At 27.2% G+C, this 15,039-nt stretch carries 16 protein-coding genes and 1 pseudogene; 14 read left to right on the top strand and 3 right to left on the bottom strand.

Features of this window, described 5'->3' with window-relative positions; all coding sequences use genetic code 11:
* Positions 1 to 214 precede the first annotated feature (214 nt).
* From HMPREF0216_RS03110 to HMPREF0216_RS03075, 9 genes are all read left to right on the top strand, one after another.
* Positions 215 to 1,675: a type I restriction-modification system subunit M gene (locus HMPREF0216_RS03110; RefSeq protein WP_040418698.1), complete on the top strand. Its 1,461-nt coding sequence runs from the start codon at positions 215 to 217 to the stop codon at positions 1,673 to 1,675.
* Positions 1,676 to 1,678: 3 nt separating this feature from the next.
* Complete coding sequence (locus tag HMPREF0216_RS16245) at positions 1,679 to 2,887, top strand: restriction endonuclease subunit S (RefSeq protein WP_005211033.1); 1,209 nt, start codon at positions 1,679 to 1,681, stop codon at positions 2,885 to 2,887.
* A gap of 85 nt (positions 2,888 to 2,972) precedes the next feature.
* On the top strand, positions 2,973 to 3,251 hold the full coding sequence (locus HMPREF0216_RS03100) for a hypothetical protein (RefSeq protein ID WP_005211032.1): 279 nt from the start codon (positions 2,973 to 2,975) through the stop codon (positions 3,249 to 3,251).
* Positions 3,252 to 3,325: 74 nt separating this feature from the next.
* Complete coding sequence (locus HMPREF0216_RS17015; RefSeq protein WP_005211030.1) at positions 3,326 to 3,502, top strand: hypothetical protein; 177 nt, start codon at positions 3,326 to 3,328, stop codon at positions 3,500 to 3,502.
* A gap of 79 nt (positions 3,503 to 3,581) precedes the next feature.
* On the top strand, positions 3,582 to 4,223 hold the full coding sequence (locus tag HMPREF0216_RS03095; protein WP_040418696.1) for a coiled-coil domain-containing protein: 642 nt from the start codon (positions 3,582 to 3,584) through the stop codon (positions 4,221 to 4,223).
* 109 nt (positions 4,224 to 4,332) lie between these two features.
* A complete protein-coding gene (locus HMPREF0216_RS03090) occupies positions 4,333 to 7,674 on the top strand; it encodes a DEAD/DEAH box helicase family protein (protein WP_005211020.1) in 3,342 nt (1,113 codons plus the stop codon).
* 20 nt (positions 7,675 to 7,694) lie between these two features.
* Complete coding sequence (locus HMPREF0216_RS03085) at positions 7,695 to 8,339, top strand: hypothetical protein (RefSeq protein WP_005211018.1); 645 nt, start codon at positions 7,695 to 7,697, stop codon at positions 8,337 to 8,339.
* Between the two features lies 1 nt (position 8,340).
* Positions 8,341 to 8,541 carry a hypothetical protein gene (locus HMPREF0216_RS03080; RefSeq protein WP_005211016.1) on the top strand — a complete coding sequence of 67 codons (201 nt, stop codon included), beginning with the start codon at positions 8,341 to 8,343 and terminating at the stop codon, positions 8,539 to 8,541.
* A gap of 294 nt (positions 8,542 to 8,835) precedes the next feature.
* Entirely contained in the window at positions 8,836 to 9,741 is a 906-nt protein-coding gene (locus tag HMPREF0216_RS03075; RefSeq protein ID WP_005211014.1) for a hypothetical protein, read from the top strand.
* A gap of 100 nt (positions 9,742 to 9,841) precedes the next feature.
* Here the strand turns inward: HMPREF0216_RS03075 and HMPREF0216_RS17010 are convergent, their stop codons facing one another.
* Genes HMPREF0216_RS17010 through HMPREF0216_RS03065 form a run of 3 tightly spaced genes read right to left on the bottom strand, consistent with a single transcriptional unit; the run spans position 9,842 to position 10,718 of the window.
* Entirely contained in the window at positions 9,842 to 9,979 is a 138-nt protein-coding gene (locus HMPREF0216_RS17010; RefSeq protein WP_005211011.1) for a hypothetical protein, read from the bottom strand.
* A gap of 48 nt (positions 9,980 to 10,027) precedes the next feature.
* On the bottom strand, positions 10,028 to 10,351 hold the full coding sequence (locus tag HMPREF0216_RS03070) for a hypothetical protein (RefSeq protein WP_005211010.1): 324 nt from the start codon (positions 10,349 to 10,351) through the stop codon (positions 10,028 to 10,030).
* Positions 10,352 to 10,355: 4 nt separating this feature from the next.
* Positions 10,356 to 10,718 (bottom strand): helix-turn-helix domain-containing protein, encoded by a 363-nt coding sequence (locus tag HMPREF0216_RS03065; protein ID WP_040418694.1) that lies wholly within the window; start codon positions 10,716 to 10,718, stop codon positions 10,356 to 10,358.
* A gap of 81 nt (positions 10,719 to 10,799) precedes the next feature.
* Here HMPREF0216_RS03065 and HMPREF0216_RS03060 point away from each other — a divergent pair.
* The 5 genes and pseudogenes from HMPREF0216_RS03060 to anmK form a co-directional block, all read left to right on the top strand.
* Positions 10,800 to 11,270, top strand: a pseudogene (locus tag HMPREF0216_RS03060) (mannose-6-phosphate isomerase); the annotation flags it as partial.
* Between the two features lie 220 nt (positions 11,271 to 11,490).
* A complete protein-coding gene (locus HMPREF0216_RS03055; RefSeq protein ID WP_040418692.1) occupies positions 11,491 to 12,327 on the top strand; it encodes a MurR/RpiR family transcriptional regulator in 837 nt (278 codons plus the stop codon).
* A gap of 211 nt (positions 12,328 to 12,538) precedes the next feature.
* The gene (gene murQ, locus HMPREF0216_RS03050) at positions 12,539 to 13,447 is read left to right on the top strand and encodes an N-acetylmuramic acid 6-phosphate etherase (protein WP_005211002.1); all 909 of its coding nucleotides are present in this window, start codon (positions 12,539 to 12,541) and stop codon (positions 13,445 to 13,447) included.
* A gap of 12 nt (positions 13,448 to 13,459) precedes the next feature.
* Positions 13,460 to 13,792 carry a PTS lactose/cellobiose transporter subunit IIA gene (locus HMPREF0216_RS03045; protein WP_005211000.1) on the top strand — a complete coding sequence of 111 codons (333 nt, stop codon included), beginning with the start codon at positions 13,460 to 13,462 and terminating at the stop codon, positions 13,790 to 13,792.
* A gap of 94 nt (positions 13,793 to 13,886) precedes the next feature.
* Complete coding sequence (anmK, locus tag HMPREF0216_RS03040) at positions 13,887 to 15,038, top strand: anhydro-N-acetylmuramic acid kinase AnmK (RefSeq protein ID WP_005210997.1); 1,152 nt, start codon at positions 13,887 to 13,889, stop codon at positions 15,036 to 15,038.
* The last annotated feature ends 1 nt before the right edge of the window (position 15,039 follow it).

Here is a 15,039-nt window from a genome sequence, read left to right as displayed (position 1 = left end):
AAAGTATATAAGCGATATATATGTTGTATATAAATTATATATAAATCTTATATATAATTTATATAAGTTAAAATTAAGAGTAATGTTGTAAATATTTTGAATGATTTAATAAGAAAAACAAGAAAAATATATAGAAAATATATATAATATATATGGAATATATATATATTATTTTTAAATAATTATTTAAGAATAAATATTAATGGAGGATAATATGATAAATGGTGAATTAAGAAGTAAAGTAGATAAGATATGGGAAACTTTTTGGACTGGAGGGATAACTAATCCATTAGAGGTAATAGAACAGTTTACATATCTTTTATTTATTAAGGGGTTAGATGATAAAGAAGTAATCAAAGAAAATGATGCTATTCTTTTAGGAGTAGATTTTGATAGAACTTTTCCGGAAGATAAACAAAACTTAAGATGGAGTAAGTTTAAGAATTTTGAAGCTGAAACTATGTATGAAATAGTTGCAAATGAGGTATTCCCTTTTATAAAGAATCTTCATACTAATAAGGACTCTGCTTATGCAAAATATATGGGAGATGCAATATTTAAGGTTCCTACACCATTAATGCTAAGTAAAATTGTTGATGGAATTGATAATATTGATATGGATGAAAATAAGGATACTAAAGGAGACCTTTATGAATATTTACTTTCAAAGGTTGCAACAGCAGGTACAAATGGTCAATTTAGAACTCCAAGGCATATTATTGATATGATTGTTAAACTTATGAAGCCAACACCACAAGATGTTATAGTTGACCCAGCAGCAGGTTCAGCAGGGTTTTTAGTATCTTCACAAGCTTATTTAAGACAAAATCATGCAGATTTATTCTTAGTTCAAGGGCTAAAGGAACATTTCAATAATAACATGTTCTATGGTTTTGATATGGATAGAACTATGCTTAGAATAGGTGCTATGAATATGATGCTTCATGGTGTTGATAATCCTAATATTGAATATAAGGATTCATTATCAGAAGCAAATACAGATAAGGATAAGTTCTCGTTAGTTCTTGCAAATCCACCTTTCAAAGGAAGTTTAGATTATGAGCAAGTATCAGCAGACCTTTTAAAGGTAACAAAAACTAAGAAAACAGAGCTTTTATTCTTAGCTTTATTCTTAAGAATATTAAAAACTGGAGGAAGATGTGCATCTATAGTTCCAGATGGAGTTTTATTTGGTTCAACTGGTGGACATAAATCTATAAGAAAAGAAATAGTAGAAAATCATAAGTTAGAAGCAATAATATCAATGCCAAGTGGAGTATTTAAGCCTTATGCAGGAGTATCAACAGCAATTATGATATTCACAAAAACAGGAACAGGTGGAACTGATAAAGTTTGGTTCTATGATATGAAAGCTGATGGATATTCTTTAGATGATAAGAGAAATCCAATTGAAGATAATGATATAAATGATATAGTTGAAAGATTTAGTAATTTAGATAAAGAAGTAGACAGAAAAAGAACAGAACAAAGCTTCTTTGTATCAGTAGAAGAGATTAGAGATAATGGATATGATTTATCTATTAATAAGTATAAAGAGATTGAATATGAAGAAGTGAAATATGATTCTCCACAAGAAATAATGCTAAGAATTAGAGAGCTTGAAATGGATATTACTGCTGGAATTGAAGAATTAGCTGAGATGATTGGAGAATAGATTATGAATTCTAAATATGAAGTTAAAAAATTAGGTGACTATATAGTTCAAGTAAGAGGTATTTCATATAAACCGACAGATATTAGCGAAGAGCCTATAGATACACACATGGCGGTTTTAAGAGCTAATAGTATAAAAAATAATAAACTTATACTAGAAGATTTAATTTACGTCAATAAGGATTTAGTTAAGGAAAATCAAATAATAAAAGAAAATGACATTCTTATAGCAGCTTCAAGTGGAAGTAAGGAGATAGTAGGAAAGTCAGTACAAATAAAAGATAATACTAATTTTACTTTTGGAGCCTTTTGTAAGATTGTTAGATGTAGTGAAAAAATAGAACCGAGATATGTAGGATATTTTCTTAGGACCCCATATTATAGGTCCACAATTTCTAATTTAGTTTGTGGTGCAAATATTAATAATTTAAAAAATGAACATATTGATGAATTATTGATACCAATGCCATCAAGAGAGATTCAACAAAAAATAGTAAATATATTAGATAAATCACAAGAGTTAATAGATAAAAGAAAAGAACAAATAGAAGCTTTAGATGAATTAGTTAAATCACAATTTATCGAGATATTTGGAGAACCTTTTTCTAATACAAAAATGTGGGAAAAGCAGCCTCTAAATAAGCTTGTAACTGATGATTGTACTATTAGTTATGGAATTGTTCAAACTGGTGAGGAGCAGAAACAAGGTATTCCAGTATTTAGACCAGTAGATATAGTTAATAATAGAAAGCCTAAATTAGAAGAATTAAAGAAGACTACAGAGGAAATTTCAAATAAATATAAAAAAACAATATTGCAAGGGAATGAATTGTTAATAACAGTACGAGCTAATATAGGAGATGTATGTGTTATTGATGAAGAATTTAAAGGGTGTAATGTTGGGAGAGGAATTGTACCAATAAGGGTTAAAGAAGAAATTAATCCTATATTTTTAAAATATCAATTTGAGTCATATAGAATTCAGCATGAATTGAAGGCATTATCAAAAGGTATAACATTAATACAATTAAATATGGAAGATTTAAGACAGTTTATGTTAATAGTTCCTCCAATAGAATTGCAGAATCAATTTGTTAATTTTGTTAAACAAGTCGATAAATTGAAATTTAAAATGGAAAAGAGTTTAAAGAAATTAGAAGATAACTTTAATTCCTTAATGCAAAAAGCTTTCAAGGGAGAATTATTTAACTAAATAAATTTTTATAGGGGATGAGGATTAAGATGAAAAAGTTAAGAACTAATTTAAAAAAAGAAGATATAGCTCTATCTAAGGGTATATGAGATGGTATAGAGTAGTTGAAGATGAAGTTAGATTATTTATAAATGAAAGGGCAGTAAATAATAATAAAGAAGCTGTTAATAAAATATATTGGAAAGAAAATAGAGCTGAATTGTGTATTGATTCATTTGATTACTCTAAAAAGTTTTATGAAAAACATAAGAATTTAGAAGTTAAATTATTTATAAAAGCTGATGCTGGTACTTTATATAGTGAATATGAAGTTAAATCATGGGGATTAAATGATAAAGGTATAGAGGTTATATTAACTAAATAATATTGTAAGCACTTACATATCAGTAGGTGCTTATTTTATATATTAGGTTGGGAAATAATTAAGAAGATAGAAATATGTCATTGTTAGGAGAAAAAATATTTATTGAAGGAAGATTAGAAGCTCAAAGAAAAATATCTAAAAATCTAATAGATATATTAAATGATGAAATTATTTCAAAGAAGTGTGATTTATCATTAGAAGAAATAAGAGAATTTAGAAAAGATTATGAGTATAATATACCAAATAAGTAAAATATAGATTATAATATTTAAGTTATATATAAATAATGGTAAAATACAGTAGTGAATGAAGACTTTAGGAGGACGAAAGATGAAGAAATTAGTTTTAAGTGTTGTTATTGCTTCAATGACATTATCATTAGTAGGATGTGGTACAAAATCAAATGCAGAACTTGAGGAGGTAAATAAAAAACTAGAAGATGCATATGCTACAATTGATAAATTAGAAGAAAAAGTTGATGAACTATCTGATAAAATAAATAGTTCTGGTGATATAAAATTACAAGCATATACAGGTGAAGGGCAGGAGATAGCAGCACAAATTACTATTAGTTATTTACCTACTTTAGATAAGTATGAGGAGTTAATAGAATCAGTTAAAGAAAAGGCTAAAGCTGAGGGAAAGACAGTGATTGCTCATGAAAAAATAGCAGGAGAGAGAGTATTTATAATAAGAACAACTGAAACAATAAAGGATATAACACTTAATTCTTTAGGTGATAAATTTATTGGAGATTTTGGATGTAATATAGAAATGTATCTTGAAGAATGCGGTATAGAGAATAAAGGAAATTTAGTTTCTGAATTAAAGCCAGATGAGATTTTAATATTTACTGCTCATGAATCAGAATGCATTCCTTCTTGTTATTTCTCTTGGACGGAACCAGATGGAACAACTATATATAATACTGTAAGTTATGACGGTAGTGGAGAATTCTATACATATGAATAATTTATAAAAAATAAGCACTTACTTATGTAGGTGCTTATTTTTATGCTTTAAAATATAAAATCATGGTATAATTAAATTAAATACAATTTTAGGATATCAAGGGGAAAATATGAGTGGAAATTTTAACTTTTTAAAAGATAATGATATATTCAAAAGTTTTTATAATGCTTGTGTTGAAGCTGAAAAAAGTATATTAGTTAGTCCTGCAACTACTGCAATTCTTACAAGAAGAGCATTAGAACTTGCAGTAAAGTGGGTTTATAGCTTTGATGAAAGTCTTTATGTTCCTTATCAAGATAATTTATCAAGCTTAATACATGATAATAATTTTATTGAAACAATAGACTCTAAATTATTACCACTTATTAAATATATAGTTAAACTTGGTAATGTCGCTGTTCATACTAATGCAAATATTAAAAGAGAAGAAGCTGTACTTGCTCTTCATAATCTTCATGAATTTGTAGCTTGGATTGATTACTGTTATGGGGATTATAAAGCAGAACCTTTTAATGAACAACTTTTAATGCAAGGAGAAGATAAAAGAACTAGACCAGAGGAGCTTAAAGACCTTTATGAAAAGCTAAGCTCTAAAGATAAAAAACTTGAAGAAATAAGAAAACAAAATGAAGAGCTAAGAAAAGAGCTTACTGAAAAGAGGAAGAATAATTCTAAAAACTATGATTTCAATGTAGATGAAATAAGTGAATTTGAAACTAGACAAAGATATATAGATATTGAACTTAAGCTTGCTGGATGGGAGTTTAATAAAGATATTGGAGAAGAAGTGGAAGTTTCAGGAATGCCGAATGATTCTGAAATAGGTTTTGTGGATTATGTTTTATATGGAGCAAATGGAAAGCCTTTAGCTGTAGTTGAAGCGAAAAGAAGTAGTAAAGACCCTAAAATAGGACAACAACAAGCTAAATTATATGCTGATTGTTTGGAAAAAGAATTTAAACAAAGACCAGTAATATTCTATACTAATGGTTTTGAAACTTATATTTGGGATGACTACAATAATTATTCTCCAAGAAGAGTTTATGGATTCTTTACAAAAGATGAATTACAACTAATTGTAGATAGAAGATTTGAAAAGAAGCCATTTACTAATGTAAAGATAAATGATGATATTTCTAATAGATATTATCAAAAGGAAGCAATACTTTCTGTATGTGATGCTTTAAGTAAAAATCAAAGAAAGACACTTCTTGTGATGGCAACAGGCTCAGGTAAGACAAGAACTGCAATCTCAATAGTTGATGTACTTTCAAAGCATAATTGGGTTAAAAATATATTATTTTTAGCGGATAGAACAGCTTTAGTTAAACAAGCAAAAAATAACTTTTCTAAACTATTACCTAATTTATCATTATGTAATTTATTAGATAGCAAGGATAATCCAGAGCAAGCAAGAATGATATTTTCAACTTATCCTACAATGATGAATGCAATAGATGACACTAAAACAAAAGATGGTAAAAAACTATTTACTCCAGGTCATTTCGATTTAATTATTGTAGATGAATCTCATAGAAGTATTTACAAAAAGTATAAAGCTATTTTTGATTACTTTGATGCATTATTATTAGGACTTACAGCAACACCAAAAGATGAAATAGATAAAAATACTTATAGTATATTTGACCTTGAAAGTGGAGTTCCTACTTTTGCATATGAGCTTGAAAAGGCAGTAGAAGATGGTTATTTAGTAGATTATAAAACATTAGAAGTTAAATCTAAAATAATGGAGTCAGGAATTAATTATGATGATTTATCACCAGAAGATAAAGAGCAATTTGAAGATACTTTTGATGATGATGAAAATATAGATAAAGAAATTTCTAATAGTGCTATAAATCAATGGTTATTTAATGCTGATACTATAGATTTAGTTTTAAATAAATTAATGGATAATGGTTTAAGAGTTGAAGGTGGAGATAAATTAGGTAAAACTATTATCTTTGCTAAAAATAGTAGACATGCTCAAGCTATAGTACAAAGATTTAATACAATTTATCCACAATACGGAGGAGATTTTGCTAAAGTTGTGGATTATAGCGTTAAATATGTGGATACAATAATTGATGATTTTTCTGATAAAGATAAGCTACCACAAATAGCAGTATCAGTAGATATGCTTGATACAGGAATAGATATTCCTGAAGTATTAAATCTTGTTTTCTTTAAGAAAGTAAGAAGTAAATCAAAGTTCTGGCAAATGATAGGTAGAGGAACTAGACTTTGTCCAGATTTACTTGGATTAGGTCAAGATAAAGAAGAGTTCTTGATATTTGATTTTTGTAATAACTTTGAATTCTTTAGAGCAAATCCAAAAGGCTTTGATGGAGTTTTAGGTGAGTCTTTAACTGAAAAGATATTTAATAAAAAAGTTGAGCTTATAAAAGAGTTACAAGATATTAAGTATGAGGAAGAAGATTATAAGAATTACAGAGCAGAATTATTAGAAAATGTATTAACTAGTGTTGATAGTTTAAATGAAGATAACTTTAGAGTTAGAATGCACTTAAACTTTGTTCATAAATATAAGAATAAAGAAATATGGAATGCTCTTGGAAGTCTTAATGTAAATGAAATAAAACAAAATATTTCACCATTAATAAATTCACTTAAAGATGATGAACTTGCTAAAAGATTTGATTTAGTTATGTATACAATTGAACTTGCAAGCCTTCAAGGGGCAAATGCTAACAAACCAATAAGAAGTGTTATCCAAACTGCTGAAGAACTTTCTAAGTTAGGAACTATTCCTCAAGTTCAAGAGAAGAAGTATATAATTGAAAAGGTTAAAACAGAAGAGTTCTGGGAAAATGTTGATGTATTTGAATTAGAAGAAGTTCGTGATGCTTTAAGAGAATTATTAAAATATCTTCAACGACAAACTCAAACTATTTATTATACAAGCTTTGATGATTTTATTATTGCTGAAGAATCTAATGCAGCTATGTATAATACAAATGACCTTAAAAATTATAGAAAGAAAGTTGAACATTATTTAAATTCTCATAAAGATGACTTAGCAATATTTAAACTTAGAAATAATAAGAAGTTAACTAAACAAGATGTAGAAACTTTAGAATTTATAATGTGGAATGAGCTAGGAACAAATGCTGATTATGAAAAAGAATTTGGAAATATGCCAGTAGGAAAGCTTGTAAGAAAATTAGTAGGACTAGATAGACAAGCAGCTAATGAAGCATTTTCAGAGTTCTTAAATAATGAAAACTTAAATATGAATCAAATTCACTTTGTTAAGCTAATAGTCGATTATGTAGTAGCTAATGGATTTATTGAAGATAATAGAATTCTTCAGGAGGACCCATTTAGAACAGTTGGAAGCATAACAACATTATTTAAAGATAACATGGATGATGCAAGAAAGATAATTAAAATTATAAATGATATAAAGGTTAATGCAGAAATAGTTTAGTAATGAATGAGGTAAAGTAAATGTGTAGTGAGAATAAAGAGGAGAAAGAAAAAGAGTTATTACAGAAATCAGAAGAAATTAAAGAGCTAAAAGAGGACTTATCAAGTATATTTCTAAAAAGTGATGAAGGAAAGTATGTATTTGGTGAAATATATCAATATGCCTTAAAACAATTAGAGCAAATGTATGATAGAAAAAGACATATAGAAACTAAAGGATTATACCTTTTGCAGGGACAAATGATTGTAGTTACAATTTATTTGGCAATTATTCCTAAAGATGAATTAAATCTAATAAAAAAAATAATTCTAATAGTGTTATTGGTAATTATGATAATATCGATTTTTTTCACTATATTAGTACAAAGAGATGATATTCTTAAATATGGTTTTGTAAAAAAAATGATGAAAGAAAAATATGATGTAGTAATTAAAGATGAAGCTTTTCACGATTTACCATCTGTTGATAATATAATTAAACATGTAAAAGAAATGAGAAGTGCAAAAGAGTTTTATGAACGAATCTCAAAATCGATTAATACATCAATAAATGGTATAGACAATGTAAATTATGCTAAGAATCATTATTTGAATAAAGCAATTATATGGTTTCTTTTAGCACTTTTTATTATTAGTATTGTAGGAATTGTTATTTTAGGAGGGTAAAATGGGACAAAGAAGAAATGGAAGAAAAAAAGTAAACATAATTCGTATAAGACCTAATAGATTTAAAGTTATTGCTAAATATGCAAAGATGAAAAATAATGAGGTGATATTTAATTCTAAAGGTGAAGATGATTCTGATGGGATTCCGGGTAAAACAAGATCCTATATGCGTTTTGAAAATAAAAGAGATAGAGAAAAATGATGGAGTTTAATAAAGGTTTTAAAGATATTTGAGGAGGTAAATAGTTGCTAGAAGAACAATGTAAAGTGTTGTCTATTTAAAAGGTATTGATAGTATTATTAAGTAAAAATTATTAATAAATATTAAGTATAAGATATTAAAAATAAAAGGGGATAGGTTGGTAACGGCATACCGTTACCAACCTATCCCCCTACTGTTTTTTACTATTATTGATTTAAATTATTAAACAATGTTACACTATAATATGATTTTATATTAAGAGTATGATAAATATAAGGTATAGGGGGTATAAAAATGGATAATAGGGAAATAATTCTTTCAAGAATTGCTGAAATTATGAATAGGGAATATTTTATAGTAAAAAATAACTCAACATTTAAAGCAACATTAAGATGTGTAGGGTTAGGAGAGTACTTTGATAAATATTCTAATTACCTTACTCCATATGAGTATAAGGGAACATTTGAAAACCATAGGAATGAATACAATGTTTTTCTAGGGTTAGATGGAATATTTTCAGAATTATATCAGGCTGGTAAGCATAAAGAAATAATTAATCTTTTGAAAGAACTGACTAAATCATTTAATGTAGTATCTATTTCAGAGGATATGATAGATGATTTTGATGAACTTGCCAAGATGTATGAGGTATTAGGTCTCAGTATTAAATTAAAAGATGATAAAATATTGGTTTCAACATGTATGTCTAATGATATAGAAAGAGTAGGCGAGTTATTTTCTGTTGAATATTGGTTAAAGAGTAATTATTCAGATGTTTATGATGCTTATCAAGCTGCAATTGATGCATATATGCATGGGCATTCTGGAGCTTGTATAGAATCATGCAGAACTTGTATTGTAAGTATTTTTTCAAAATTTAAAGGAACAGAAGGTTTTTCTAAATGGGTGAGAGGAGTATATAATATTAGTGGTGATAGTGATAAATATACACAACAGGATTTATCACAAGCATTAAAAAAAGATTTGAATAAAGATGATTTAGCAGACTTTTTTAAAGAGAATAGAAGTGGAAAATTAACAAAAACAAAAGCTATATATATGATATATTCAATGATGTCAGACTATGGGACTCATAGAAGTGAACAGGAAAATGAAAATCCAACGGTAGAAGATGCACTATTTTCATTGAGGTTAACAGATAGTATTTTATTCTGGGTTTACTCAAAAATTAATAGGTAATATAAAAAATTGAAGTAAATATATTTAGTTATCATAATAGAGTTATTTATAACTAGGTTAAAGGTAATATATAATTAATATATATTACCTTTAATAAATTTTATTTAGTTGAATTGAAAGAATCTTTTTCTAATAGACATATTCTTTTTCTTAATTCATTTAATTCAGCATTAATTAATGATAATTCGAAAATTAAATCATCAATTCTTTCTGCTAATCTATCATAACTTATAGACATAGAGTACCTCCTTTCAATATAAATTACTAAAATATAAAATAAGTAAAATTACTTTATAATCAGTTTTCCTTGGACCTTACCATTTACTAAAATATTAACTTTATTTCTATTAAGAAATAATTGAAAGTCAACAGGAGTAGTTATATTTAGAAATACACTTCTAAATATAACTTCAGGTAGTGATATTTGCTTCCAAGTAATATTTTGTGAATGATTTAGTAAACAAAGCTTTTCTTCTAAAGTAAACTCTTCTTTATTCTTTTCAAAAGAGAAATAATAGTCATTTACTATAAAAGAAAAATGCTTTTTAGGGAGCTTTAAAATAAAAGTCTTTTTAGTATCTTTATGTACTAATAAATAAAATCGCTTCATAATGTTAAAACTTCATCACCTCCTTCAACTTTAAAAATTGGATTCTTGATGGATACCTTAATTTATTTTCTAACTTACCTATAGTAACTGGACTAATTTTGCATTGAGCTGCTAATTCTTTTTGAGTAATATTTAAAGATAGCCTATTATTTAAAATAATTTGAGGATAATCTTTAATAAGAACAAATTCATAGTACTCATCACAAAGATATTTAAAATCAATATTTAGTAATGAGCAGAAGTTCTTAAAGTCTTTAGGCTTTAAAAATCCACAATCAAAATCAAGATTTTTAGTACTTTCCATTAAAGCCTTAGTGGAGTCATAAAATTGTTCAAAACTAATGCCACGACTAATGACTTTATCCATGTAAGCCTCATAAATCCTAAGTTTTTTAAGCTCATCAAATAAGTTAAAATCAAGGTGTCCAAGCATTGCAATTTGGTAAGGAGAGCAGATGTTATTTTAAGAGAAATTGAAAAGTATTTGCCTAAAATGTATAAGTCTTTAATGAATATATATCAACATCTTGGAGAAAAAGATGAAGAAGAAGTAGTAAATGAGGAATACAATTTAATAGATGGAATATCTATTGATTTTGGTGTAATGCAAAGAACAAGAAAGGCTTATGTAATAAAAGGTGACTTTAAGTGGGATGATATAGGTAGCTTTAATGCATTAAGTAGATATTTAAATGAATATAGAAACAATAAAATAAGTAACAATGTATATATTCAAGACTGTGAAAATTGTTCTATATTCGGAGGCGATGAAAAACTTATTATAGGCTTTGGAGTCAAAGATTTAGTTGTTGTTGATGCCGGTGATGTTATACTTGTTATGGATAAGGATAAAGATCAAGAAATTAAACATCTTCTTAATGATATCAACGAAATTGATGATTACGGGGCATTTATTTAATGAAGAGTAAAAAGTAGTAAATTAAGGTTAAATCATAACTATAATTTGCTACTTTTTTAGTTTTTACATATGGAAATAGAGAAAATTAAAAATATAAATATTGCAGAAATTATATTTAAAAGATAATATAAACTATAGAGTTTATAAATAAAGTAAGATTTAAACATAGTGAGATAGAGAGTGATTTTAAAATAAAAGTAAACTAATGAAAGGTGATTTTATGAGTTGTATATTTAAAATTAAAGAAGGGTTTAATAGCTTTACAAATACTGAAAAAAAATTAGCAGAGTATATCATTAAGAATAAGGATGAGGTTGTAGGATTATCAGCTCAAGAATTATCTTCTAAGGCTGATATTTCACCAGCAGCAGTAGTTAGATTTTCAAAAACTCTAGGATATAAAGGGTTTACTGCACTAAAAGTAGATTTGGCTAAAGATAGAGATGAAAGAGATGATGAAACTAGCGTAATTATAAATGAAGATGATTCTTTAAAAGATATAATAAGAAAAGTTAAAGTTTCTAATATATCAAGTATCGATGAAACTATAGGTTTAATGAATGTTGATACAATGAAAAACATTATAGAGGCTATGATAAATGCAAAAAGAATATATTTATTTGGAATAGGAGCTTCAGGGTTAGTTGCACTAGATTTACAGCAAAAACTTCTTAGAATAAATAAAAGTACATTATATCAAATTGATCCACACACTCAAATTGCATCAGCTGTTCATATTGAAAAGGAAGATGTTGCAATAGGAATAAGTTATAGTGGAGAAACCAAAGAGGTTAATGTTCCTTTAAAAATAGCAAAGGAAAAAGGTGCAAAAACTATAGCGATAACAAGATATAATAAAAATTCTCTTTCAAAGATTTCAGATTATGCTATATATCTTCCTAATTATGAAAAAGAATTTAGAGTTGGAGCTATAACATCAAGAATAGATGCTTTAACAATAGTTGATATTTTATATCTTGGTGTTGCAAGGAATGAATTTAAGCAAACAAAAGAATATATAAAGAGCACTAGAGAGGCAATTAATAGTATAAAATAAATTTATATTTATTATATATGGATGTATAGAAATATATTTATAAGAAGAAATATATTTCTATACATCCATTTTATTTTTTTAAGAAAAATAAAATAGAAAAGAATAAAGAATATGTTTACAGAAATAAAATTTCTTAAAATTTTAAAAAATATTGAAATTTTATTCGAAAGTGTATATAATGTGAATTGTAAGAAACGCGGGGGTGACATATATGGAAATAGATTTAAAGAAACTTGATACTGAGCAAGTAAACGAAAATACAAAGAGTATTGATAGTTTATCAACTATTGATATGATTACTACTATAAATAATGAAGATAAAAAAGTTGCATTAGCTGTAGAAAATGTTATTCCTAATATAGCATCTGTTGTTGATGAAACCTATGATAGATTAAAAAGAGGTGGAAGATTAATATATATAGGTGCTGGTACATCAGGTAGATTAGGAGTTTTAGATGCTTCAGAATGTCCTCCAACTTACGGAGTTGATTTTGAATTAGTTAAAGGAATAATGGCTGGTGGAAAAGACGCTATGTTTAAAGCTAAAGAAGGAGCTGAAGACTCTAAAGAATTAGCAGTAGAAGATTTGAAAGATATAAACTTAACAGAAAAAGATATGGTTATAGGTTTAGCTGCTTCAGGAAGAACACCTTATGTTATTGGTGGTCTTGAATATGCTAAAAAGATTAAGGCAGGAACTGGATCAATTTCCTGTGTGAATAATTCTGAAATTTCAAAGATTGCAGATTTTCCAGTAGAGGTTATAGTTGGACCTGAAGTTGTGACTGGATCAACAAGAATGAAATCAGGAACAGCACAGAAAATGGTTCTTAATATGATTTCAACAGGGGTAATGATTAAACTAGGTAAAGTTTATGGAAACCTTATGATAGATGTTAAAGCTACTAACGAAAAGCTTGTTGAAAGAGCTAAGGGAATAATAATGAAATGTACAGGATGTACAAGAGAAGTAGCTGAAGAATACATGAATATTACAGGGGATGATGTCCGTCTTTCGATATTTATGATACTATCAGACTTAGATAAAGAACAAAGTATAGAATTTTTAAGTAAAAACGATAACAATATAAGAAAAGCTTTAGAAAGCATTAATACGTAGGAGGAGTTTAAGATGACAGAACAAATGGAATTAATAATTTTTGAAATAATAAGTACAGGTGGAACAGCTAAAGGATTAGCATATGAAGCGTTAGCAGCTGCTGAAAATGGAGATTTTGAAGAAGCTGAAAAGTTATTAAAAGAAGCAGATGAAGCTTTAAACCAAGCACATAAAGTTCAAACTGATATAATTCAAGCAGAAGCTAGAGGAGAAAATACAGAAGTTTCAGTTCTTTTTGTGCATGCTCAAGATCATTTAATGACAGCTATTGAGGCTAGAAATCTAATAGAAAAAATGATTAAGATGTATAAAATAATAGATACTAAATTAGCTAATTTAAAGTAAATAAAAGGGATTGTTTTAAACAATCCTTTTTCCATACATAAAAGCAGTATAAATTATATAAATTTTGGAATATTAAAATTAATCGGAGGTCCTTATGTATGCAGTAGGATTGATGTCGGGAACATCTCTAGATGGAATAGATGCAGCTTTAGTTGAAATTGATAACTTTGGAAAAAAAACAAAGATTAAGTTAATTGAGTTTATAACTACATCCATACCATTAGATGTAAAAGATGAAATTAAGAGAGCTTGTTCGGAAGAACAGTCATCAGTAGATTTAATATGCAGTTTAAATTTTAAACTAGGATATTTATTTGCAGAAGCTACAAAAAACGTTTGTAATAAAGCAGGCATAACCTTAGAAAATTTAGATTTTATAGCTTCTCATGGTCAAACAATATATCATTTACCTAAAAGTAGAGACAGTTTTATACCGTCTACTTTACAAATTGGCGAACCAGCTATAATTGCTTATGAAACAGGAGTAAAAGTTGTATCTAATTTTAGAGTTATGGATATGGCTTCAGGTGGAGAAGGAGCTCCGTTAGTGCCATATAGTGAATATATTATTTATGGAAGTGATGAAGAAAATATAGCACTTCAAAACATTGGGGGTATAGGAAATGTTACAGTGATTCCTAAAGGTGGAGATATTAATAGTATATTCGCCTTTGATACTGGTCCAGGAAATATGATAATAGATGAAGTGTGTCAAAGATTATTTAAATTAAATTACGATGAGGATGGAAAAATTGCTGCTAATGGAGAAATTCAAAATGATATATTAGATGATTTAATGTCTCATTCATATATTAATGCTTTTCCACCTAAAACTACTGGAAGGGAAGAGTTTGGACAGCAGTTTGTAGATGAATTATTAAAAAAATATAATAATAAAAAGCCGGAAGATATTTTATCAACTGTAACTATGTTTACTGCAAAATCTATTGCAGTAAATTATAAGAATTTCATAATGAATAAAGTTAATTTAAATAAAGTTATTATTGGTGGTGGTGGTGCACATAATAAAACTTTATTATCATATTTAAAAAATGAGTTACCTAATGTAAGTATAGTTACTCAAGATGACATAGGTTTATCATCAGATGCAAAGGAAGCTATAGCTTTTGTTATATTAGGAAATGAAACTTTAAATAATAATTTTTCTAATGTTCCAAGTGCCACAGGAGCAAAAGAAAAAGTTATATTAGGTAACATAACACCAAATCCAATTAGGAGAGTGTAAA

Origin of the sequence: Clostridium celatum DSM 1785 (genome assembly GCF_000320405.1) — a bacterium.
GTDB classification, from domain to species: Bacteria; Bacillota; Clostridia; order Clostridiales; family Clostridiaceae; genus Clostridium; species Clostridium celatum.
Note: the sequence above shows the minus strand (reverse complement) of the source record. Positions and strands in the feature narration are given on the sequence as shown.

What these genes read in the sequence shown, in the direction of transcription:
- HMPREF0216_RS03080 (WP_005211016.1), top strand. Translation starts at nt 8,341, where the DNA reads ATGGGACAAAGAAGAAATGGAAGAAAAAAAGTAAACATAATTCGTATA.
- HMPREF0216_RS03095 (WP_040418696.1), top strand. Translation starts at nt 3,582, where the DNA reads ATGAAGAAATTAGTTTTAAGTGTTGTTATTGCTTCAATGACATTATCA.
- HMPREF0216_RS17010 (WP_005211011.1), bottom strand. Translation starts at nt 9,979, where the DNA reads ATGTCTATAAGTTATGATAGATTAGCAGAAAGAATTGATGATTTAATT.
- HMPREF0216_RS03065 (WP_040418694.1), bottom strand. Translation starts at nt 10,718, where the DNA reads ATGGATAAAGTCATTAGTCGTGGCATTAGTTTTGAACAATTTTATGAC.
- anmK (WP_005210997.1), top strand. Translation starts at nt 13,887, where the DNA reads ATGTATGCAGTAGGATTGATGTCGGGAACATCTCTAGATGGAATAGAT.
- HMPREF0216_RS03110 (WP_040418698.1), top strand. Translation starts at nt 215, where the DNA reads ATGATAAATGGTGAATTAAGAAGTAAAGTAGATAAGATATGGGAAACT.
- HMPREF0216_RS03055 (WP_040418692.1), top strand. Translation starts at nt 11,491, where the DNA reads ATGAGTTGTATATTTAAAATTAAAGAAGGGTTTAATAGCTTTACAAAT.
- HMPREF0216_RS03075 (WP_005211014.1), top strand. Translation starts at nt 8,836, where the DNA reads ATGGATAATAGGGAAATAATTCTTTCAAGAATTGCTGAAATTATGAAT.
- murQ (WP_005211002.1), top strand. Translation starts at nt 12,539, where the DNA reads ATGGAAATAGATTTAAAGAAACTTGATACTGAGCAAGTAAACGAAAAT.
- HMPREF0216_RS03085 (WP_005211018.1), top strand. Translation starts at nt 7,695, where the DNA reads ATGTGTAGTGAGAATAAAGAGGAGAAAGAAAAAGAGTTATTACAGAAA.
- HMPREF0216_RS17015 (WP_005211030.1), top strand. Translation starts at nt 3,326, where the DNA reads ATGTCATTGTTAGGAGAAAAAATATTTATTGAAGGAAGATTAGAAGCT.
- HMPREF0216_RS03045 (WP_005211000.1), top strand. Translation starts at nt 13,460, where the DNA reads ATGACAGAACAAATGGAATTAATAATTTTTGAAATAATAAGTACAGGT.
- HMPREF0216_RS03100 (WP_005211032.1), top strand. Translation starts at nt 2,973, where the DNA reads ATGAGATGGTATAGAGTAGTTGAAGATGAAGTTAGATTATTTATAAAT.
- HMPREF0216_RS16245 (WP_005211033.1), top strand. Translation starts at nt 1,679, where the DNA reads ATGAATTCTAAATATGAAGTTAAAAAATTAGGTGACTATATAGTTCAA.
- HMPREF0216_RS03070 (WP_005211010.1), bottom strand. Translation starts at nt 10,351, where the DNA reads ATGAAGCGATTTTATTTATTAGTACATAAAGATACTAAAAAGACTTTT.
- HMPREF0216_RS03090 (WP_005211020.1), top strand. Translation starts at nt 4,333, where the DNA reads ATGAGTGGAAATTTTAACTTTTTAAAAGATAATGATATATTCAAAAGT.